21 protein-coding genes are annotated in these 19837 nt (G+C 62.8%); 11 read left to right on the top strand and 10 right to left on the bottom strand.

The window, feature by feature from the left end:
- Positions 1-81 precede the first annotated feature (81 nt).
- From HV753_RS09795 to HV753_RS09770, 6 genes are all read right to left on the bottom strand, one after another.
- Positions 82-411, bottom strand: a complete 330-nt coding sequence (locus HV753_RS09795; protein WP_175174259.1) for a hypothetical protein — start codon at positions 409-411, stop codon at positions 82-84.
- Positions 412-568: 157 nt separating this feature from the next.
- A complete protein-coding gene (locus HV753_RS09790) occupies positions 569-793 on the bottom strand; it encodes a DUF3820 family protein (RefSeq protein WP_175174258.1) in 225 nt (74 codons plus the stop codon).
- 22 nt (positions 794-815) lie between these two features.
- Positions 816-1367, bottom strand: coding sequence for a cysteine hydrolase family protein (locus HV753_RS09785; protein ID WP_175174257.1), 552 nt, complete (start codon positions 1365-1367; stop codon positions 816-818).
- Between the two features lie 63 nt (positions 1368-1430).
- Positions 1431-2009, bottom strand: a complete 579-nt coding sequence (locus HV753_RS09780) for a GNAT family N-acetyltransferase (RefSeq protein WP_175174256.1) — start codon at positions 2007-2009, stop codon at positions 1431-1433.
- Positions 2010-2051: 42 nt separating this feature from the next.
- Positions 2052-2714, bottom strand: a complete 663-nt coding sequence (locus HV753_RS09775) for a glutathione S-transferase family protein (RefSeq protein WP_175174255.1) — start codon at positions 2712-2714, stop codon at positions 2052-2054.
- A complete protein-coding gene (locus tag HV753_RS09770; RefSeq protein ID WP_175174254.1) occupies positions 2711-3193 on the bottom strand; it encodes an OsmC family protein in 483 nt (160 codons plus the stop codon). Before HV753_RS09770 ends, HV753_RS09775 begins: the two co-directional genes overlap by 4 nt.
- Before the next feature lie 170 nt (positions 3194-3363).
- Here HV753_RS09770 and HV753_RS09765 point away from each other — a divergent pair, with 170 nt between their 5' ends.
- A complete protein-coding gene (locus HV753_RS09765; protein WP_175174253.1) occupies positions 3364-3789 on the top strand; it encodes a copper resistance protein NlpE in 426 nt (141 codons plus the stop codon).
- A gap of 92 nt (positions 3790-3881) precedes the next feature.
- Entirely contained in the window at positions 3882-4619 is a 738-nt protein-coding gene (locus HV753_RS09760; RefSeq protein ID WP_175174252.1) for an ABC transporter substrate-binding protein, read from the top strand.
- Between the two features lie 411 nt (positions 4620-5030).
- Here the strand turns inward: HV753_RS09760 and HV753_RS09755 are convergent, their stop codons facing one another.
- Together HV753_RS09755 and fmdA are read right to left on the bottom strand one after the other, a co-directional pair.
- Positions 5031-5363 (bottom strand): FmdB family zinc ribbon protein, encoded by a 333-nt coding sequence (locus tag HV753_RS09755; RefSeq protein WP_175174251.1) that lies wholly within the window; start codon positions 5361-5363, stop codon positions 5031-5033.
- 9 nt (positions 5364-5372) lie between these two features.
- Positions 5373-6602, bottom strand: a complete 1230-nt coding sequence (fmdA, locus tag HV753_RS09750) for a formamidase (RefSeq protein ID WP_175174250.1) — start codon at positions 6600-6602, stop codon at positions 5373-5375.
- An 806-nt stretch (positions 6603-7408) separates the two neighbouring features.
- Here fmdA and HV753_RS09745 point away from each other — a divergent pair.
- On the top strand, positions 7409-8626 hold the full coding sequence (locus tag HV753_RS09745) for a hypothetical protein (protein WP_175174249.1): 1218 nt from the start codon (positions 7409-7411) through the stop codon (positions 8624-8626).
- A 67-nt stretch (positions 8627-8693) separates the two neighbouring features.
- Positions 8694-9062, top strand: a complete 369-nt coding sequence (locus HV753_RS09740) for a hypothetical protein (RefSeq protein WP_175174248.1) — start codon at positions 8694-8696, stop codon at positions 9060-9062.
- Between the two features lie 16 nt (positions 9063-9078).
- Here HV753_RS09740 and HV753_RS09735 read toward each other — a convergent pair whose 3' ends face one another.
- A complete protein-coding gene (locus HV753_RS09735) occupies positions 9079-10566 on the bottom strand; it encodes an aminotransferase class V-fold PLP-dependent enzyme (protein WP_175174247.1) in 1488 nt (495 codons plus the stop codon).
- Positions 10567-10674: 108 nt separating this feature from the next.
- On the opposite strand from HV753_RS09735, the gene HV753_RS09730 reads away from it, so the two are divergent.
- Positions 10675-11148, top strand: a complete 474-nt coding sequence (locus tag HV753_RS09730; RefSeq protein WP_246288212.1) for an Lrp/AsnC family transcriptional regulator — start codon at positions 10675-10677, stop codon at positions 11146-11148.
- A 170-nt stretch (positions 11149-11318) separates the two neighbouring features.
- Positions 11319-12983, top strand: a complete 1665-nt coding sequence (locus HV753_RS09725; protein WP_175174245.1) for an ABC-F family ATP-binding cassette domain-containing protein — start codon at positions 11319-11321, stop codon at positions 12981-12983.
- A 53-nt stretch (positions 12984-13036) separates the two neighbouring features.
- Here HV753_RS09725 and HV753_RS09720 read toward each other — a convergent pair whose 3' ends face one another.
- A complete protein-coding gene (locus HV753_RS09720; protein ID WP_175174244.1) occupies positions 13037-13675 on the bottom strand; it encodes a methyltransferase domain-containing protein in 639 nt (212 codons plus the stop codon).
- 219 nt (positions 13676-13894) lie between these two features.
- Here HV753_RS09720 and HV753_RS09715 point away from each other — a divergent pair, with 219 nt between their 5' ends.
- The 5 genes from HV753_RS09715 (at position 13895) to HV753_RS09695 (ending at position 19809) form a co-directional block, all read left to right on the top strand.
- Positions 13895-14407: a winged helix DNA-binding protein gene (locus HV753_RS09715; RefSeq protein ID WP_175174243.1), complete on the top strand. Its 513-nt coding sequence runs from the start codon at positions 13895-13897 to the stop codon at positions 14405-14407.
- Between the two features lie 9 nt (positions 14408-14416).
- Positions 14417-16270, top strand: coding sequence for an ABC transporter ATP-binding protein (locus HV753_RS09710; protein WP_246288211.1), 1854 nt, complete (start codon positions 14417-14419; stop codon positions 16268-16270).
- Between the two features lie 53 nt (positions 16271-16323).
- Complete coding sequence (locus tag HV753_RS09705) at positions 16324-17856, top strand: ABC transporter substrate-binding protein (RefSeq protein ID WP_175174242.1); 1533 nt, start codon at positions 16324-16326, stop codon at positions 17854-17856.
- Positions 17857-18010: 154 nt separating this feature from the next.
- Complete coding sequence (locus HV753_RS09700) at positions 18011-18934, top strand: ABC transporter permease (RefSeq protein ID WP_105556445.1); 924 nt, start codon at positions 18011-18013, stop codon at positions 18932-18934.
- Between the two features lie 5 nt (positions 18935-18939).
- Positions 18940-19809: an ABC transporter permease gene (locus HV753_RS09695; RefSeq protein ID WP_175174241.1), complete on the top strand. Its 870-nt coding sequence runs from the start codon at positions 18940-18942 to the stop codon at positions 19807-19809.
- The last annotated feature ends 28 nt before the right edge of the window (positions 19810-19837 follow it).

The following is a 19837-nucleotide window of genomic DNA, read 5'->3' as shown; positions in this document are numbered from 1 at the left end:
GCGGGCAGAGTTGATGAGATTGAATATTATTACCGTTTGACCAGAACGGAAAGCCCGCGCGCGTCAGGACCGGGGCCGCCCTTACTGCTGGCGGCGCTGCTCCAGTTCTTTCAGGCATTGCGCGACACCAGCCTGCATCTGGGCATTCGACACGGCCGCACGGTCAGAAACTTCGCGGCAGCGCACATACTCGGCCTGGCTTTCGGCGGAATCGCGGATGACGACGGGCGCATCTCCCGGCGCCGGCGTGACCGTCATGCGCAAGGTGGAAGGCGGCGACTGGCTGCCATCCTTGGAGGGCAAGCTGGGATATTGGTATTCCTGCGTCGCGGGCACGGCGTTTTGGGCCTGCGCAACGCCCGTGGCGCACAAGGCGGCAAACAGGAAGGCGGAAAGGGTGTGTTTCTTCATGGCGACCTCTCTTCAAATAAGCAATCGCCCTGGGGCATGAACGCGGTGGCCCGCCCCGGGCGAGCCGCCTTATGGTAGCGCCAGCCACCAGCGCGTGCCGTGCCAAGACGCTACAGCGGCAACCGGAGTTGTTTCCCGCGGTTTCCCGCCACCCGAATCAGGGTTTCGGCTTTGACTTGCGCAATGGCGTCAGCAAGGACGACAGGCCGTTGTGGTCCAGTTCAAGCATCAAGGCCAGCAGACGGCCAAGTTCGCCCGGCGGAAAACCCTTGCGCGCGAACCAGGCCAGATAGTTTCCGGGCAAGTCCGCGATCAGGCGCCCCTTGAACTTGCCAAAGGGCATCTCGCGCGTGACCAGCAGATTAAGCAGTTCAGGATCCATGGAATTCAATAGGCTGGTGCGTTCAATGCGTTGCGCTGCTGTCAAAAACGATATCGGCGGCAGGCACCGCCCTGATCTTCACGCCGAAGCTGGAGATGGCGGACAACGTAGCGTTGTGATGTACGCGGATCTGTCCTCCGGTGGCATGCGCCTTGTCCTGCGTGGTGTGGGCGTCGGCCACCAACGTGACGGGCAGCCCCAGGCCCGCCGCGCGTCGCACGGTGGTGTCCACGCAAAACTCGGTGGCATAGCCGCACACCATCAATTCCGTCACGCCCATGTCAGTCAACAACTGCCGCAGCGTCGTGCCCAGGAAAGAGTCTGGTGTGGTCTTGCGCACGCGGGCATCGTCTGCGGCCGGGGACAAGCGCGTATCAAGGTCCCAGCCTGGCTGGCCATGCGCCAATGCACCCGTCGGACTTTCGTGCTGCACGTAGACCACGGGAACTCCCGCGGCGCGGGCCTGGTCGGCCAAGAAATTGATGCGGTCCAGAACCTGGATGGCATCGGCGGGCGGCGGCACCGTTTCAAACAGGGCGCGCTGTACATCAATCACGATCAAGGCGGTTGTCATGGAATTCCGGACAAGAAGTCAGGCGGGAAGTCTACCTCACGGCGTCAGCACGAAAACGGGCCGTCAACCGCAGTCCGCCAGGTTTGACGGCAGTGGCCAAACGCGCGCATACATCCAGAAATGGCGCGGCTCTCCGCGCACTGCGCGATAGTTGTGCAACAGACCTTCGCGGTGAAAACGGCTGCGCTCCAGCACGCCCGCCGACACGGTATTGGTGTCCAGGACCGTGGCCTGGATGCGGGCAAAGCCCAAGGTCCGCAGAGCCCAGTCCGCCAGCGCCCCGCATGCCTTGGTCGCCACCCCCTGTCGCCAATGCGTGGGTGCGATGTCGTAGGCGATTTCAGCACGCCGATGCGCCAGCGCGATCTCGTTCAGGCCGATAGTGCCGATCAACCGGTCGTCCTGTCCGGCGATGGCCAGACGCATGCCGCCTGACAGGCCGGGCTGCGCATACCCCCGGATCAACGTCAGCAAATCCTCAGGCCCGTCCAATTGCCAGCTGGTGTGCAGGGTGACCGCTTCTTGCCGCAGGTAGTCGTACCAGTCAGCCGCGTCGGACGCTTGAAGGGCGCGCAAGTGCAAGCCAGGCACGCCCAATTCGGGATAGCTTCGCGGCCAGTCATCCAGGTTGAGAAGAGTCATCGTGGTGTCAATGAAAAAAAGTAGGCATGAGGCCAGACCCGATCAGAAATCCAGCCGCCCCCGCAACTCGCCAAACGGCACCATCACGTGTTCGCGATAGGCCGGGCGCTGTTGCAAGCGTTCGTACCAGGCTTGCACCTGTGTCAAAGGCGGATGCGGGATGTCCAGTTCATGGTAGCGGTACAAGGCCGTGGCGGCTGGCACGTCGGCCAAGCCAAGTGCATCCCCTCCCAGATAGGGCCTATCCGACAGCGCCTTGTCCAATTGGCGCAGGCACTCATGCGTCTCGGCGATGCTGCGTGCAATGGCCGTAGCATCGCGCTGGGCCTCGGGGGTCCGGTAGTAGCCCCAGAAAACGCCGCCCAGGAACGCGGGCTGGAACGCTGTCTGTGCCCAGTCCATCCAGCCATCCGCCTGAGCGCGCGCGGCAGGGGCCTGGGGCCAGAACGCGCTGCCGCCATGGCGTGCCGCCAGATAGCGCAAAATCGCGTGCGATTCCCAAACCGTGGTGTCGCCATCGCGCAGCACCGGCACCCTGCCATGCGGATTCATGCGCAGGAAATCAGGCGTATCCAGCAAACCGAACTGTCCGCCCGCTGGCACATGGTGGTAGTCCAGGCCCAGTTCATCCGCCAGCCACAATACCTTCTGCACATTGAAGGAACTGCGGCGCCCCCAGATCGTGATTGCGGCGTCGGCGGTCATGAGGCGAACACAATGCGCGGTTCGCATCGCACCGGAAAGTTCACCGAATTGGCGATATAGCAAAAATGATGCGCCTTGTCGTGCAGTTCGGCGGCCAGTGCGGCATCGTCGCCCGCGCGAATCGTGACCTGGGGCCGCAGCGTGACCCGGGTGATCGCGCCACCACGCGCCGGGTCTTCGACCATGACGCCCTGCGCCTCGTCGTGGTACGCCACCACCGTCACGCCCTCGACCGCGCAAAGGTGCAGATACCACAGTTTGTGACAGGCAGACAGCGACGCGATAAGCAGGTCCTCGGGGTTCCATCGCGACGGGTCGCCGCGAAAGGCCGGGTCGGACGAACCGGGCACGTCGGGCTTGCCGGCAGCCCGAATCACGTGGTCGCGGGAATAAGACTTGTAATGGGATGTCCCGGTGCCGGTGTTACCCGTCCAGTCCACGGTGACGGTGTAGTGATGCTCGCCTTTTGCTTCGCTCATGATTGCCCAAAGATGCAAGCGCCGATGCGTCGACAAGACGACCCGGCCAGGAAAGACATCAAGCGTAGCGCAAGCCGGAAACGACGCAAAACCCTTGCTGCATTACATCCGGTTTCAGCATCATGCCGTTACTGTCCGTATGGTGGGCGCGTTACCCACAGGAGCTCGCCATGATGAAAACCACCCTGACCTGCACCCTGAGCCTTGCCCTGCTTGCCGGCTGCGCCCCCTCCAAGCCCCATAACGCCCGCGACACCCCGGCCGACAGCCACACCGCGCGCAACTCGCTCGACTGGCCCGGCAGCTATGACGGCACGCTGCCGTGCGCCGACTGCCCCGGCATCAAGACCCGCCTGACCTTGCTGAAGGACGACCGGTACGAACGCCAGACGCAGTATCTGGATCGCGAGCCCCAGCCCGAGATTGTCACGGGCACGTTCAGCTGGGAATCCGACGGCAGCACCATCCGGCTGGATGCGTCCGGCGACAGCCAACGCTACTTCGTCGGTGAAAACCAGGTGACGATGCTGTATCGCGACGGCACCCGTCCGACCGGCCCGCTGGCCCCGCACTACGTGCTGCGCCGCGCCCAATAACGCATCGCGAAAGGGCATCGCGCAAGTCCCCTGCTTCCGGCTATCCTTTGGGGTATTGCGCGCCTTTGGGCGCGGCCCCACCCAAGGAAGCCATGAAGACCGACCACGAGCTGCTCTCCGCCTTCGCCCCCACTGGCACGTTGCGCGCGTCCATCAATCTGGGCAATCCGATCCTGGCCAACGCCGATCCCGCGACGGGCAAGCCCGGCGGCGTGTCGGTGGATCTGGCTACGGAACTGGCGCGGCGCCTGGACGTCAAGCTGGAACTGGTGGTGTTCAAGTCCGCGGGCGAATCCGTCAACGCCGTGGCCGCCGAACAGGCGGACGTCGGCTTCTTTGCCATCGACCCCTTGCGCGGTGAACAGATCGCCTTCACCGCGCCCTACGTGGTGATCGAAGGCGCGTATCTGGTGCGCCAGGACTCCCCCATCACCGCGATGGATCAGGTTGACAGCCAGGGGCTGCGCGTGGTGGTCGGCAAGGGCAGCGCGTATGACCTCTACCTGACGCGCGAACTCAAGCAGGCCGAGATCTTCCGCGCGCCCACGTCCCCCGCCGTGGTCGACACCTTCATCAAGGAAAACCTGGAAGTCGCGGCCGGCGTGAAGCAACAGCTGGAAGCCGACGCGCAGCGCCTGGGCGGACTCCGGCTATTGGATAGCCACTTCATGCTGATCCGCCAGGCGATGGGCGTGCCCAAGAGCCGTGGCAACAAGGCCAGCGCCTATCTGGCCGCTTACGTCGAAGCGATGAAGAAGTCGGGCTTCGTAGCCGAAGCCCTGGCACGCCACAATATCCAAGGCGCAGCCGTCGCACCGTTGGAAGCCTGACGGCGCCTGCACACGGATGCACGGGATGCTCGGGATGCATGGGATGCTCGGATGCTCGCGATGCACGGATGCACGGATGCACGGATGCACGGATGCTCGGGATGCTCGGGATGCTCGGGATGCTCGGGATGCTCGGATGCTCGGGATGCGTAGGATGGGTGAAGCGCGAGAATCACGTCCCAAACACACAGCCCCCAACGCGCGCAACCCATCAAGCAACGCTGAATGTTCAGCCGCCTCAGCCACGGCACCGCAACGCTGAACGTTCAGCTGCATCGCAGCCGCCGCTTGATGGGTTGCGCGCGTTGGGCGTTGGTTTGCTGTTCTGGATTTTCTCGCGCTTCACCCATCCTACGAGATGAAGAAGGGCCGGACAATTGTCCGGCCCTTGCCTCTTCTTCGCACTAGGGGTCAGTGGCTGATCATCCAGGGCCTGGCGCCGGCGAATGACTTTGCGCCATCGGCGGTGGTGCGCGTCTTGCCTGATGTGCGTCCACCCGTGCAACAACCACAATTCATGCCATGGCCCGACCGCGAACTGCGCGGTTCGTTTGCACTGCGCTCGTTCACGGCGCGTGCCCGGTTCACGGCGGATGACAGCGCTGAAATCGCTGGTGCCCCGCCGATGATGCGGCCAGAAGCCTCGCCGCATTGCGGGCAGGCCGCGGGATCGCGCCACTGCGCCAAGGGGCGCAACGCGGCGAACTCACCGCATTCGCCGCAGGCATAGTCGTACATGGGCATCGTGATCTCCTAGCGGTCGCGGGACAGTGGCATGTCCACCCCGCCCTTGATGTGCTTGATGGGTCCGGATGCGGAGGGCTGGATATCGAAGTCGAATATCTCGGTCGGCAGCCAGAGCGTCGCGCAAGAGTTGGGAATGTCGACAACCCCGCTGATATGCCCTTGCACCGGTGCGCAACCCAGCAGCGAATAGGCCTGGGCGCCTGAATAGCCGAATTTCTTCAGGTATTCGATGGCATTCAGGCAGGCTTGCCGGTAGGCCACGTTCACGTCCAGGTAATGCTGCTTACCCGTTTCGTCCACCGAGATGCCTTCAAAGATCAAGTAGTCCTTATAGGCAGGCGTGATCGGGCTAGGCTTGAAGATCGGGTTCTTGATGGCGTACTTCTCCATGCCGCCCTTGATGAGCGTCACCCGCATATGGACCCAGCCCGCCATTTCGATGGCGCCGCAGAAGGTGATTTCGCCATCGCCTTGCGAAAAGTGCAGATCGCCCACGGACAGGCCGCCGCCCTTCACATAGACCGGAAAAAAGACCCGGGCGCCGCGCGACAGGTCTTTGATGTCGCAGTTGCCGCCATGTTCACGCGGCGGCACGGTGCGTGCGCCTTCGCCCGCCGCGCGATCACGATCCGCGCCCTGCATCGCTCCCATGTGCGCCGTCTTCGGCGCGGGCGGGTTGGCTAGCGGCGGCACGCGATTGGGGTTGGTGTCGATCAGCGCCTGTTCGCGCCGGTTCCAGGTGTCCAGCAGCTTCTTGTCGGGCAGGCAGCCGATCAACCCCGGATGGATCAACCCCGCGAAATTCACACCAGGGATATGCCGCGACGAGGTGAACATGCCGTGGAAATCCCAGATGGATTTCTGTGCATGCGGAAAGTGTTCGGTCAGGAAGCCGCCGCCATTGTTGCGGCTGAAAAATCCGTTGAAGCCCCACAGGCTGTCGGATTTGGCGCCGATATCCAACAGATCAACCACCAGCAGATCGCCGGGCTCGGCGCCTTCCACACCCACCGGGCCAGACAGGAAGTGCACCGTGGACAAGTCCACATCGCGCACATCGTCGGCGCTGTCGTCGTTCTTGATTGCGCCGCCTGTCCAATCGTAGGTTTCCAGCACGAAATCATCGCCCGGCTTCACCCATGTGGCCATGGGAATGTCGGGATGCCACCGATTATGAATCTGCTTGTTCTCGTACGGGGACTGGTCCAGATCGACCTTGATGAGGGTATTGGTCATTCTCTTTCATCTCCAACACAGTGTTGATAAAACAGAACTTTCGAATGCTATCTGGCGAATGCAGCGGGCGATTCCGAACGTCGGAAGCCATTGATGTGTCATGCACGGTAGGACAGTTTGGGACAGCTGTAAACCGGGTTTTCGAGGAGCTCCACCCAAGCGCGTGAGCAAGGTCTTGAAGACCATGACCGCGTTCATGCGGCCTGGACGTGCCGCGCACTACGTAAGACGGCCCCGAGGGCTGCCCATACCTGCTTGACGCCCGGCGCAGATTTAGCGCCTACAAACAAAAACGGAAATTAGCAGCATCCCGATGAATGTTCCGCCCATGGCAATCGCTGCGCGTTCCGCACGATCAGAACCGTGGAAATAGAGAACACAGGAGACCCTGGCGGTGAGCTCACACCCCGCACACGGCAAATCTGAGTCTGCTCATGGGCTTTATCGAAAAAACATGGCCGGGACTCAATACTGCCAAACATTCCGCCGGCGGAATAGTCTTTTCCGGATCGAGCACGGATGAGGCACAACGCCGGACGTGCCTCCATTTTTGAATTGTCCACATTCACGTTTCAAAGCCGCTCAATCAATACTTGCTGTTGCGCGAACTCCGAGGCTCACACAGACTGGAGACGCACCACTTTTAAATCAGCGCCGATTTATTCCGTTTGAAACCCACAGCATGAGTGAAACCCGTGACAGCTTTGCGAACATCCGGCGTGGCGCCAAGGATCAACCTTGCAGTGCCACTAGTACTCTCTATATATTGACAACCCCGTCCTCAGACATTCGACGCCCACAAAACGATGCTCCGATCACTCATCCGCAGTCCTCGATCGCTATTTGGCGCGCTGGCGCTGGCCATCTTGTCGCAGACCAGCCCCACGGCCCACGCCGCGGAACGGGTCGTGTATAGCGGAACGCTGCAAGGCGCGGGTGATGTCGTCATGGAACTGGACAGCCAGCCCGGCAAAGACGGCGCCGTGCAAGGCCGCTATTTCCATGCAAAAAATGGCGTCGATATTCCCTTGAGCGGTACGGACAAGGCGCTCGTTGAACCAAAGCCTTTATGGGAATCGCAACAGGCACAGCAAGCAGCCGGCGCGAAGGCGTCCGCCACCGCCGCAACCTGGCAAGGCGTACGTGACGCCGATAGGTTTCGCGGACTATGGATCGATGCCAACACCGGCAAACAGCATCGCTTTGACTTGCGGCGTGTGGCGCAGTATGACGCCCCGCCCGCCAACGGCAACAGCGCCAACGCGGACATCAATGCCCAGCAAGCCCCCTACGACACCTTGAAGCTGGCAGGTCACGCCGCCCCCGTCGGTCAGGACATTGGCAACGCCCAGGTGGCCTACCGCATGTGGCGCGACCCGCGCACCAAATTCTCGTATCCACGCCTGAGCCGCCATCCCGACGCGCAGGTGTTTCAGCGCGTCAACCATTTGCTTGAACAACGTCATTGGAAGAAAAACCTGGGTGCGCTGGCATGCATGGCGGCGGCATACACCCGTGGGGGGCCGGAGACAGGCACGCTGGGCAACTATGACGAAGAAGTGATCACGGTCACCTGGCTGTCGCGCGCGTTGATGACCGTGACCGAAGCGGGCAGCCTGGATTGCGGCGGCGCGCATCCCTACAACCATTTCGAGCCCTATACCTATGATTTGCTGCGCGGGGAAAACCTGAATTGGAATCTGATCTTCGACGCCTACGACGACAGCAAACCGCGCACGCCCAAGGCCAGTCCGATCCTGGCCCAGCTGGCGGAACAGGCGCGCGAACAATTCACGGCGTCCAACGCCGCGGACTCGGGCAAGCGACCGAACCTGGAAGATTGCGCGGACCTCTGGCCCGACTACCTGGTGGTGGGCGCCACGAAGCCGGGCGCATTGAGCCTGTCGGTATCCGGTGTCGGCCACGCCAGCGGCGCATGCCTGGGGACGCACGCGCAAGTGCCCTTCAAGGATTTGGCGCCTTACCTGAAGCCAGGCGGACAGGCGTACCTGGTCAGTGAATAGGCAACAGGCCTGTTTTCGTAGCAGTTATGATGCAGTCCATTGTCACTGCATCACCAAGGTTTTCCGCATGCCGGCTACGCAACGCCTGTCCCTGGCCGCCCTTCTGGCGCTATCCCTTTGCGCCATCGCGCCTGCCTACGCCAATGACGATTGCGTCGCGCGAGTGGACGCCGGGCTTGCCAGTATCCAGCGCGCGCAAAACGTGCAGCGCACTCGCGAAGCGGCCAATGACCTGCAACTGAATCGCGAACTGTGCCAGGGCCGCCTGGACCTGCTGGATGCTCGCTTCGCGCTTAGCGATGACTTTGAATCCTGCCGCCGCAAGGGCGCCACGTTCTCAGACAGCGTCGTGCGCAACCTGACCCAGGCGTCGGAAGAGCTGACGGATATGAAAGCGGCCTGGGTCCGGACCTGCGGCCGGCACATGAAAGACTGACCAATCCCCTTGGCGATCAGACGGCCGTCGCCATTTCCGCGCGTTGCGGATAGAAGATGGCTCGACTGGGATCAAAGCCGTAAAGGCTTTCAAAGTCGGTCGCGTCCGCCGCCAGCGCCAAGACCGATTCCCGAATGAAATCCGCCTTGTCCTCCGACAGCAACGCGCTGAAGTTCAACCTGACAAAACCGGGCTTTTCGATTTCGCGGCCATCAAGAATGGCCTGACGCATTTGCAGCGACTCGGACTCGTCAATGTCCAGCAGCCGATGCACATAGGGGCCAGCGCAGGCGCAACCGCCGCGGGCCTGAATGCCGAAGCGATCGCTCAGCATGCGCGTCACCAACTGTTGATGCACGAAGCCGCCTTTGCCGTTGCGCACACGGAAAGAGAATATCGGCAAGCGGGCGGCGGTCAGCGAACCCAGCAATTCAAGCCGCTCCACGCCCTGCCAGGCGGCAAGCGCTTGCTGCACGAAGTGCGCGTTGCGCCGCTGCATGTAGTCAACGCCCAAGGCTTCCTTCACCAGCAGGACCAACGCGGCGCGAATGTCACCCACCACGTTGGGCGTGCCCGCCTCTTCCCGGGCTTCCAGGCTGCCGCTGTAATCGTGGCCAACAGGCGAAACGAATTTGACGGTGCCACCCCCCGGCCACGAAGGCGTCGTGTCGAGCACGGCGTCGCGGCGCACGATCAGCACGCCGGATGCACCAGGGCCTCCGATGAATTTGTGCGGTGAGAACACGATGGCATCAATCTGCGCATCGGCGGCCGGCGACATCTGGATCGGCAGGTAAGGCGCACCACCCGCGTAGTCCCACAGCATCTTCGCGCCGGCTTGCTTGACCTGCCGGGTGATCCCGGCGATGTCCGCCACGATGCCGGTCACGTTGGACGCGGCCGACAGCGAGCAGATCACCAGCGCGCCGTCCCCGGCTTGCAGGGCAGCGGCCAACTGGACCGGATCGGGTCCGCCATCCGGGTCTTCTGCCAATTCAACGATCTCGGCGCCGCATTCGCGCCAAGGCAAAATGTTTGAATGATGTTCGTAAGGCCCAATGATCACGCGGACTTTTCTGCCGGTGGCAATCGCCGCCCGCACGCCGAAGAGATGCACCAGGCGGTTGATGCCCGCGGTGGCGCCCGAACCGGCAAAAATCACGGCGTGCGCGTCGCTGGCGCCGCAGCACCGGGCGATGGTGGCACGCGCCTCACGGCGCAAGCGCGTAATGAAACCGCCGCAGTAAGAGGCTTCGGTATGCGAGTTTGCGTAGTACGGCAGCACTTGCTCAAGGACAAAGCGCTCCACTTGCATGAGGGCGCGGCCCGACGCGACATAGTCGGCGTAGACCAGCGGCTTGATGCCGAACGGACCTTCGATAAAGGCATCCTTGCCGATGAGCCCATCGGCAAGTGCCGCGGCGACGTCGCCTGCTTTCAGGCTGTCTTGAAATTTCTGCAACGGTCCTGTCGTGGCGGGCGCCGTCGCGGTGAGCGTATTCATGTGGGGCTGGTTCCGAGATATCTGGAAATATCATACGATGGAAGCCAAGATGAAACATCACCGATATTTTGCCAAAAACCGGCAAAAACAGATCAAATGATCGAATCCATGGAAAAAATAGACAAACTTGATCTAAGCATCATCTCTTGCCTGCAAAAGGATGGCGCGCTGTCGCAACGGGAACTGGCCGATCGCGTCGGTTTGTCTCAGAACGCATGCTGGCGCAGGCTACAGCGCTTGAACGCCTGCGGCATTATCCGAGGCACGCGCGCCGAGGTCAGCCTGGCCGCGCTGGGGCTCGATCTGACGGTCTTTGTGATGATCCGGACCAGCCATCATGCCAAGGCCTGGGCCGATGGATTCCGCCAGCACGTTGAACGCCTGCCGGAGGTGACGGAGTTCTATCGTATTGGCGGCGACTGGGATTATCTGATCAAGGTGGTCTGCCGTGGCATGGTGGGCTACGACCGCTTCTATCAAAAACTGATCACGGATTTTGAACTGTCGACGGTGACCGGATTCTTCAGCATGGAAGCCATCATTGAAAACCGGCCGCCGGATCTTCGGATATTGGAAGGCTGATATTCTTCGCCGTATCGGCGCCGCGCGGCAGGAACTTTTCCGCGCCGTCCCCTTCCAACGATGCATGCCCCCATCGCGGAGATCCGCAAGACCATGATTCTCTAAGCCCTCCCCCTGATCCTCCTTGCCGCATTGCGGGCAAGGTGTCTCATCGATCCGGAGCGCTATTCATGGCCCAGTCTTCGCACGCGCCGTCTCAGGCACACCCTCATCCATCCGTAGTTCCCCCCTTCATCAGCATGCATCACGTCAGCCACGCGCTGCCCAGTGGCCGCGTTCTGCTGGACGCCGTGAGCCATGACTTCACCGCAGCCTGCCACGGCTTGATCGGCCGCAACGGCGCGGGAAAATCCTTGTTGTTGCGCATATTGCATGGCAGCTTGCCCCCACAATCGGGCCGCGTCACGCGCCATGGCCGGATCGCCTACGTACCGCAGGCGCTGATCCACGCGCCCAGCGCCACGCTGGCCGATGTGGCGGGCATCGGCGCCATCCTGCGCGCCCTGGCCAACATCGAGGCAGGCAGCGCCGAGCCAGCCGACTTTGATCTCGCCGACGGCCGCTGGCTGATCCTAGACGATTGGACACGGATGCTTGCCGACGCGGGCCTGCCCGCCTGGTCGCCCAGCCACCCAGCAGGCGCCCTCAGCGGCGGCGAACTGACCCGCGTCGCGCTGGTGGGCGCCCTGCTGCTGCAAGAGGCGGATGGCCTGCTGCTGGACGAACCCAGCAACCACCTGGACGCCCGTGCACGCGATTGGCTGATCGACAAGATCCGCGCGTGGCGAGGCGGCCTGATCGTCGTCAGCCACGACCGCAGCTTGCTGAGCGCCATGTCCCATATCGTCGAACTGGACGGCGGCACGCTCACCGGCCATGCCGGCAACTACGCCGCTTATCGCGCTCAGCGCGACCTGCAAAGCGCCGCCGCCGACGCCGCGCTGGCCCAAGCCCGCCACGAACGCGACGCGGGCTTGCGCGTTCTGCGGCAGCAGCACGACGCACAGCAGCAACGCGCCGCCCGCAATGCCCGTCAAGCGCGCGACACGAACCAGGCGCCCATCTTGCTAGGCATGAAGAAGGCCAACGCTCAAGCGCATGCCGGTCGCGAACGGCTACGCCGCCAGCAGGCCGGCGCGGCGCTGGACGACGCCGTCAGGCAAGCCGCCGCCCGCGTGATCGCATCGCCCGGCGTGGCCCTGGCCTTGCCGGAAACCGTCGTGCCCGCGGGCCGGCGCGTCTTGCATCTGGAACACGCCACGCCCCCTCATCCGGCAGGAGCGCGGGCGTTGACGCTAAGCCTGAACGGCCCCTTCCGTCTGGCGATCCAAGGACCAAACGGCTGCGGCAAAAGCACCTTGCTATCGATGCTGGGCGGCGAGCTTCGTGCCGCGCAAGGGATTTGCGACGTGCGCGTGCCTACCGCCATGCTGGATCAGCGGGCGGCGGGCCTGCCGCCGGATCGGTCGTTATTGCAGGCGCTGGATGCGTTGGGCGCGTCGTTGCCACAGGGAGATCTGCGCAGTCGCCTGGCGTTGCTGGGCCTGGGGCCAGCCCAGGTCGACGCGCCAACTGCAACGCTAAGCGGGGGTGAACGCATCAAAGCCGCGCTGGCCTGCGCGCTGTGGCGCAAGCAACCGGCGCAATTGCTGCTGCTGGACGAACCCACGAATCACCTGGATATCGCATCCGCGGAGGCCTTGGAACAAGCGCTGAGGGAGTATCCCGGCGCAATGGCCGTGGTGTCGCACGATGGGGATTTCTTGGCGTCCCTCGCACCAACGCATCGCTTGATCTGGGACGAGGACGCGGGATGGAACCTGCGCGAAGAATAAGGCTGGCGAGGAGGCTGAATGCTGATTGATGGACTGGCCTGGAATATTCCCCTTCACCCGTTTGGGAGATTCCCGAGATGACCGGTCTTTCTGGAAAACACGTAAACGTGCCGATGCTCGTCATCCATGTGATGCCGCGCGCCCCGCACGCCCACGATGTCAGGCACGAACTCGTCGAAGCCCCCATTGCCATCCACGTCGACCGGAAACGGCGCGCGTTCCAGCCTGTCGTTGTAGCCCAGCACCAGCAAGCCACCCGGCTTGAGCACCCAATGGCATTGCGCAATCAGCCGATGAAAGTCCGCCTGCGTGTCCACGCCGAAGCCGATCAAGCCATTGGCCACCACCACGTCGAACGCATTTTCCGCGTATAGCTCGGCCATCTGCATCGCGTTGCCAACCTTGTGGCGGCCACGGCGCCCGTACACCGCGTTTTTCTTCTTGAGGTCCAGCGAATGGAAATCCACCGACAACAGCCGGGGGTAGTGCCAGTTGTGCTTGTCGAGACCCACGAACAGGAAATCCAAGCCCGCATCCGATTCAGCGGCAAGGCGGTTCACATAGGTGAAGATTTCGTTTTCGAGAAAGGCCCTGTTCGGTGCATGCAGCCTGAAATCAATATTGCAGTGCGCCGCAACCCCAGGCGACAGCCGGAACAGCGCTCGCTTGAGCACGTATTTGAGTTTTCGCACCGTGTTTCCCCCGCCTCTGGCTTATTGATCCCGCAGCGCGGATTTCACGCCCATAGGTGGGATACGCGGGCAAGGTAGCTTGGGACGCTCCGGCGGGACCATCAGAAGAATCTTGAAAACACCCATCCCCTCGGGTTATCCCGAATGCCTCCATAGCAACAAATCGTCAATAATTCGCCAACGTTTTGTCATCAATCCGTCCCATACCGCCCCCCTTTCATGCCTGTATCCGTCCGGGACGCCATTGTTTCCTCTGCCCATCTCGCCTCTTCCGCCCCGGAATTATCCGAGGTGGAATTCGGCCTGATCATCGCGTCCCACGCCTTCAACCGCTGGATGGTGCGTTGCATGGCCTGCGCAGGCCTGCCCGAACTGACCTCGCTGGACATCCTGGTGCTGAACCATGTGTTTCACCGTGGCCGTGGCAAGAAACTGGCGGATATCTGCTTCACGCTGAACGTCGAAGACACCCACCTGGTGAACTATTCGCTGAAGAAGCTTGAGCGGCTGGGCGTGGTGCAAAGCGCCAAGACGGGCAAGGAAGTGATCTACACGACCACCGAGGCAGGCGCCGCCGCGATCCAGCGCTACGCCGAAGTGCGCGAGCAATGCCTCGTCAAATCGTTCATCGACTCCCCCGCCGCGGACGACGCCAACCACCAGTTGGCCAATACCCTGCGCACCCTGTCGGGCCTGTACGACCAGGCTGCCCGCGCCGCCACCTCGCTGTGAGAATCCACGTTGTCTAGCACTACTGCATCTTCATCCGCCCCGCTGCTGTCCGTGCGCGGCGTATCGGTTGATTTCAATACCGAGAATGGCGTGTTCCGCGCTGTCGACGGACTGGACTTTGATGTCCGGCCCGGCAGGACGCTGGCCATCGTCGGCGAATCGGGCTCCGGGAAATCCGTCACGTCCATGGCAATCATGCGGCTGACCGACTACACCAGCGGCCGCATCGCCACGGGTCAGATCCTGTTCCGCGACAACGACGGCCGCGAAACCGACCTGACGACCGCCACCGATGAGCAGATGCGCGCCATTCGCGGCAATGACATCGCGATGATCTTCCAGGAGCCGATGACGTCGTTGAACCCGGTGTTCACGATCGGCGACCAGATCGTCGAGGCCATCATGCTGCACCAGCAGCTGTCGCGCTCGGCGGCCCGCCAATCGGCCCGCAAGCTGCTTGAAAAGGTGCGCCTGCCGGACGCGGAGCAATTGCTGGACCGCTACCCGCATCAACTGTCGGGTGGCATGCGCCAGCGCGTGATGATCGCCATGGCGCTGTCGTGCCAGCCGCGCCTGTTGATCGCCGACGAGCCCACCACGGCGCTGGACGTGACGATCCAGGCGCAGATCCTGAACACCATCCGCGAATTGCAGCGCGACCTGGGCACCGCCGTCATCTTCATCACGCACGACATGGGCGTGGTGGCCGAGATGGCCGACGACGTGGTGGTGATGCTGCGCGGCAAGAAGGTCGAACAAGGCACCGTCGACGAGATCTTCAACGCGCCCAAGCATCCCTACACGCGCGCGCTGCTGGCCGCCGTCCCACGGCTGGGCAGCCTGACCGGCAGCGATCTGCCGCTGCGCACGCCGCAGACCGTACTGGATGGCGACACCCTGCGCGAAGTGGGCGAAACGCGCGAGCAGGACACGGCAAGCTATGACGAGCCCGTGCTGCGCGTGGAAAAGCTGACCACCCGCTTCGACGTGGGCCACAACCTGTTTGGCCGCGTCACGCATCGCGTGCATGCCGTTGAAGAAGTGAGCTTTGACGTCTACCCTGGCGAAACGCTGGCGTTGGTGGGCGAGTCCGGCAGCGGCAAGTCCACCATCGGCAAGACCTTGCAGCAACTGGTGGCGCCCACGTCCGGCGCCGTGCGCTATAACGGCCAGGACATCTTTTCGATGGACAGCGCTGGCCGCCAACGACTGCGCCAGGAAATCCAGTACATCTTCCAAGATCCCTATGCGTCGCTTGATCCGCGCAAGACGGTGGCGTTCAGCATCGCCGAACCCATCCGCACGCACGGCCTGCTGAGTGGCGAGGACGCCATCGCCCGCCGCGTGGGCGAACTGCTTGAGCAAGTGGGCCTGAAGCCTGAACACGCCCGCCGCTATCCGCATGAATTCTCGGGCGGCCAGCGCCAGCGCGTGTGCATCGCGCGCGCGCTGGCCAGCAACCCCAAGCTGATCATCGCCGACGAATCCGTGTCGGCGCTGGACGTGTCCATCCAGGCGCAGATCCTGAACTTGCTGATGGACCTGCAAAAAGACCGTGGCCTGTCCTATCTGTTCATCACCCACGACATGGCGGTGGTGGAAAAGGTCAGCCACCGCGTCGCCGTGCTGTATCTGGGCCAGATCGTGGAACTGGGCACGCGCCGGCAGATCTTTGAATCGCCGCAACACGCCTACACCCGCAAACTGCTGGCCGCGGTGCCGGTGGCCGAACCTGGCCGCCACATCGACACATCGTTGATTGAAGGCGAGATCCCCAGCCCGGTGCGCCGCGTGGGCGACGAACCCGCCATCATCCCCCTGATCGAATTCGCGCCCGGCCATCAAGTGGCCCGCGCGGCTTGAAGCCCCCCTTTTTTCATCTCGGCCCAATCCGAGTTCCCGTCCCTGGAGCGAACATGCAATTCCTACGCACCACCTTCACCGCCACCGCCCTGACTCTGGCGCTGGGCGGCGCGCTGCCCGCCGTCTTCTCGACCGCGCATGCCGCAGGCACGCTTAGCGTCGCCATCAACCAGGACCCGGGCAGCTGGGATCCGATCGACACCTTCGTGACCTTCTGGGGTTCGGTGGGTGGCAACCTGTACGACGGCCTGACGATGCGCGGCGCCGACCTGAAGCTGCAACCGGGCTTGGCCACCAGCTGGGAATACCTGGACGACAACAAGCGCCTGCGCTTCAAGCTGCGCGAAGGCGTGAAGTTCCACAATGGCGAACCCTTCAACGCCGAAGCGGTGAAGTTCACGTTCGAGCGCCTGCTGGGCGCCGAAGGCGCCAAGGGCCCGCAAAAGTCCAACTATGACTCGATCGGCGAAATCAAGGTCGTGGACGAATTCACGGTGGACTTCATCTTGAAGCAGCCCGATCCTGTCCTGCTGACCAAGCTGGCGGGCTACGGCGCGATGATCGTCCCGCCGAAGTACATCAAGGAAAAGGGAGAGGACTTCTTCAACACGAACCCGGTCGGCACGGGCCCGTTCAAGTTTGAGAGCTACCAGCCCAAGGTCAACGTGACCCTGGCGCGCAATGACGAGTATTGGGGCGGCAAGCCCAAGCTGGACAAGGTCGTCTACCGCTTCATCGGCGAACCCGGCACCCAGGTCGCTGAGCTGCAAGCCGGCCGCATCGACATCGCCACGCTGATCCCCCTGGGCCTGATCGAGACGGTGAAGAAGTCCGGCAACGCCGACGTCATCTCGACTGGCGGCCCGGTGGCCTTCGCCCTGCGCTACAACACCAAGGGCGGCATCACCCAGAACCGTGACGTGCGCCGCGCACTGATCATGGCCGTCGACCGCGAAGCCATCGTCAAGCAGCTGCTGCTGGGCCAGGCCAAGGTCATCGCCAGCTTCCAGGGTCCGCAGTCGTTTGGCTACAACCCCGAACAAAAGCCCCTGCCCTTCAACCCCGCCGAAGCCAAGAAGTTGCTGGCCGCGGCCGGTGTGAAGCCAGGCGCCACCGTGCAGATCGACGTGCGCGGCAGCGATTCCAACTTCCGCGAAGTGGCGCAGGCCGTGTCGGGCTATCTGCAAGCCGTGGGCGTGCGGGCCACCATCAAGCCGTATGAAACCGGTGTGCTGCTCAATGACATCATCCCGGGTGGCAAGACGGGTGAAATGTGGCAGAACCAATGGGGCGGCTGGACGTACGACTACGACAACACCGCATACCTGATGTATCACACGGGCCAGAAGTGGAACCCGTATGACAACGACGCCAAGCTCAACGGCATGCTGGAAGCGCAACGCACCGTCTACGACGTGAAGAAGCGCGAAGCCATGTTGCAGGAAATCGCCGGCTATGTCGCTGACCAGGCATTGGAACTGCCGCTCTACAGCCTGAACACGATCGTGGGTGTGAACAAGCGCGTGAAGAACCTGGAAGTCCCGGGCGACATCCGCTTCCGCTTCCTTGAAGCCAGCGTGGAGTAAGTAAGCCCACCCCCGAAGCGCTACCGCGCTTCCCCCTCAAGGGGGCATGCCTGCGGACCGGCAAAGCCGGCTCCGCGGCATCTCACTGGCACTGTGCCCCTTGTGTAGCATTAACTCCACCGATCCGCTCCGGCGCAAGCCGGGGCGGCGCCTTATGACCGGATTTCTCATTAAACGTGTGTTGCAGGCCGTCTTCGTGATCGTTGCCGTGACACTGCTTGTCTCTTATGCCGTGCGCCTGACCGGCGACCCCGCGCTGATGCTCAGCCAGGGCTCGGGCAGCGTCACCGAGCAGGACCTGGCGAACATCCGCCAGGCGCTGGGCCTGAACCGCCCCTTCCACGAGCAATACCTGTCTTACATGCAGGGGCTGCTGCACGGAGATTTCGGCCGCAGCTTCATGGGCGGCACGTCTGTCGCCAAGCTGATCGGCGATGCCCTGCCCGCGACCCTGATGCTGGCCTTCACCTCGTTGATCTTCTCGATCCTGATCTCGCTGCCGCTGGGTATTCAGGCAGCGATCAAGCGCGGCAAGGCAACCGACCAGGCCATCCGCATCCTGTCGTTGGTGGGCCTGTCGTTCCCCAACTTCTGGCTGGCGCTGATGCTGGTGCTGTTGCTGTCGATCACATTCCCGCTGCTGCCGCCTTCGGGCTGGAGCGGCCCGGCCAGCCTGATACTGCCGTCCCTGACGATGGCCATCATCCTCAGCGCGACCAATATCCGCCTGGTGCGGACCACCATGCTTGAAACCCTGTCGGCGCAGTACATCATGGTGGCGCGCAGCAAGGGGCTGAAAGAGCGCGTCGTGCTGTACAAGCATGCGCTGCGCAACTGCGCCATTCCGCTGATCACCTATCTGGGCCTACAGTTCGGCGGCCTGATCGGCGGCATCGTCGTCATCGAAATGGTATTTAACTGGCCTGGCCTGGGCACGCTGGCGTTTGACGCCATTTCGGGCCGCGATTACCCGGTATTGCAGGGCACGGTCACCGTGCTGGCCACCGTCATCGTCCTGGTCAACCTGATCGTCGACATCGCCTATGGCATCGTCGACCCCCGTATCCGCACGCGGTAAGCCTTATGCAGACAACTACCCCCACCGCCGCCGCCCCCAAGACCGTCAAGCCGCGCAGCCGCTATCGCTCGCTGGAATTCGTGCTGGGCGCCTCGCTGACCGGCGTCATGATCTTGCTGGTGCTGACCTCTGGCTGGCTATTCCCCGATGGCGGCGAGTCCATGGACCTGGCCGCCCGCCTGATGGCGCCTTTCTCGTCGGCCGCCCACCCGTTCGGCACCGATCCGTTGGGCCGCGACGTCTTGGCCCGCGTGATCGTCGGCGGCAAGATTTCGCTGATGGTGGGCTTTGCGTCCGTCATTGGCGGCGCGTTTCTGGGCATCATCATGGGCCTGATCGCCGGCTACTACCGCGGCTTCTGGGACATGATCGTCATGCGCTTTGCCGATGTGCAGCTGGCGCTGCCGTTCATCCTGGTGGCGATTACGTTCATTGCCATCCTGGGCGGCGGACTGTTCAACGTGATCTTCTTCATGATCGTGTCGCAATGGGTGCAGTATGCGCGCCTGGTGCGGGCGCAAGTGCTCGCGCTGCGTGAACGGGAATTCGTGCTGGCCGCCCGCGCCTTCGGCGTGCGCGACCTGGCCATGATCCGCCATCACATCGTGCCCAATCTGCTGGGCCCGCTGGTGATCCTGATGACCTTGAACGTGGCCAACAACATCTTGCTGGAAAGCAGCCTGACCTTCCTGGGCCTGGGCGTGGATCCGATGATCCCCAGCTGGGGCGGCATGCTGGCCGATGGCCGCACCTACATGCAAACGGCATGGTGGGTCAGCGTCTTCCCGGGACTGGCGATTATGCTGACGGTACTGGGCCTGAACCTGCTGGGCGACTGGCTGCGCGACCGCTTGGACCCCACCGGAAAGGTGTAGGCCGCAAATGCCCCGAAAGGGGCATTTT

Source organism: Achromobacter pestifer, assembly GCF_902859625.1.
Taxonomy (GTDB): Bacteria; Pseudomonadota; Gammaproteobacteria; order Burkholderiales; family Burkholderiaceae_B; genus Achromobacter; species Achromobacter pestifer.
The sequence above is the reverse complement of the archived record's forward strand: the minus strand, read 5'-3'. Positions and strand labels throughout refer to the sequence as shown.

Coding starts and splice junctions, on each gene's coding strand:
- HV753_RS09775 (WP_175174255.1), bottom strand. CDS start 2,714: ATGACCGCCGACGCCGCAATCACGATCTGGGGGCGCCGCAGTTCCTTC.
- HV753_RS09760 (WP_175174252.1), top strand. CDS start 3,882: ATGAAGACCGACCACGAGCTGCTCTCCGCCTTCGCCCCCACTGGCACG.
- HV753_RS09770 (WP_175174254.1), bottom strand. CDS start 3,193: ATGAGCGAAGCAAAAGGCGAGCATCACTACACCGTCACCGTGGACTGG.
- HV753_RS09705 (WP_175174242.1), top strand. CDS start 16,324: ATGCAATTCCTACGCACCACCTTCACCGCCACCGCCCTGACTCTGGCG.
- HV753_RS09795 (WP_175174259.1), bottom strand. CDS start 411: ATGAAGAAACACACCCTTTCCGCCTTCCTGTTTGCCGCCTTGTGCGCC.
- HV753_RS09780 (WP_175174256.1), bottom strand. CDS start 2,009: ATGACTCTTCTCAACCTGGATGACTGGCCGCGAAGCTATCCCGAATTG.
- HV753_RS09730 (WP_246288212.1), top strand. CDS start 10,675: ATGGAAAAAATAGACAAACTTGATCTAAGCATCATCTCTTGCCTGCAA.
- HV753_RS09735 (WP_175174247.1), bottom strand. CDS start 10,566: ATGAATACGCTCACCGCGACGGCGCCCGCCACGACAGGACCGTTGCAG.
- HV753_RS09715 (WP_175174243.1), top strand. CDS start 13,895: ATGCCTGTATCCGTCCGGGACGCCATTGTTTCCTCTGCCCATCTCGCC.
- HV753_RS09785 (WP_175174257.1), bottom strand. CDS start 1,367: ATGACAACCGCCTTGATCGTGATTGATGTACAGCGCGCCCTGTTTGAA.
- HV753_RS09740 (WP_175174248.1), top strand. CDS start 8,694: ATGCCGGCTACGCAACGCCTGTCCCTGGCCGCCCTTCTGGCGCTATCC.
- HV753_RS09745 (WP_175174249.1), top strand. CDS start 7,409: ATGCTCCGATCACTCATCCGCAGTCCTCGATCGCTATTTGGCGCGCTG.
- fmdA (WP_175174250.1), bottom strand. CDS start 6,602: ATGACCAATACCCTCATCAAGGTCGATCTGGACCAGTCCCCGTACGAG.
- HV753_RS09755 (WP_175174251.1), bottom strand. CDS start 5,363: ATGCCCATGTACGACTATGCCTGCGGCGAATGCGGTGAGTTCGCCGCG.
- HV753_RS09725 (WP_175174245.1), top strand. CDS start 11,319: ATGGCCCAGTCTTCGCACGCGCCGTCTCAGGCACACCCTCATCCATCC.
- HV753_RS09695 (WP_175174241.1), top strand. CDS start 18,940: ATGCAGACAACTACCCCCACCGCCGCCGCCCCCAAGACCGTCAAGCCG.
- HV753_RS09790 (WP_175174258.1), bottom strand. CDS start 793: ATGGATCCTGAACTGCTTAATCTGCTGGTCACGCGCGAGATGCCCTTT.
- HV753_RS09765 (WP_175174253.1), top strand. CDS start 3,364: ATGATGAAAACCACCCTGACCTGCACCCTGAGCCTTGCCCTGCTTGCC.
- HV753_RS09700 (WP_105556445.1), top strand. CDS start 18,011: ATGACCGGATTTCTCATTAAACGTGTGTTGCAGGCCGTCTTCGTGATC.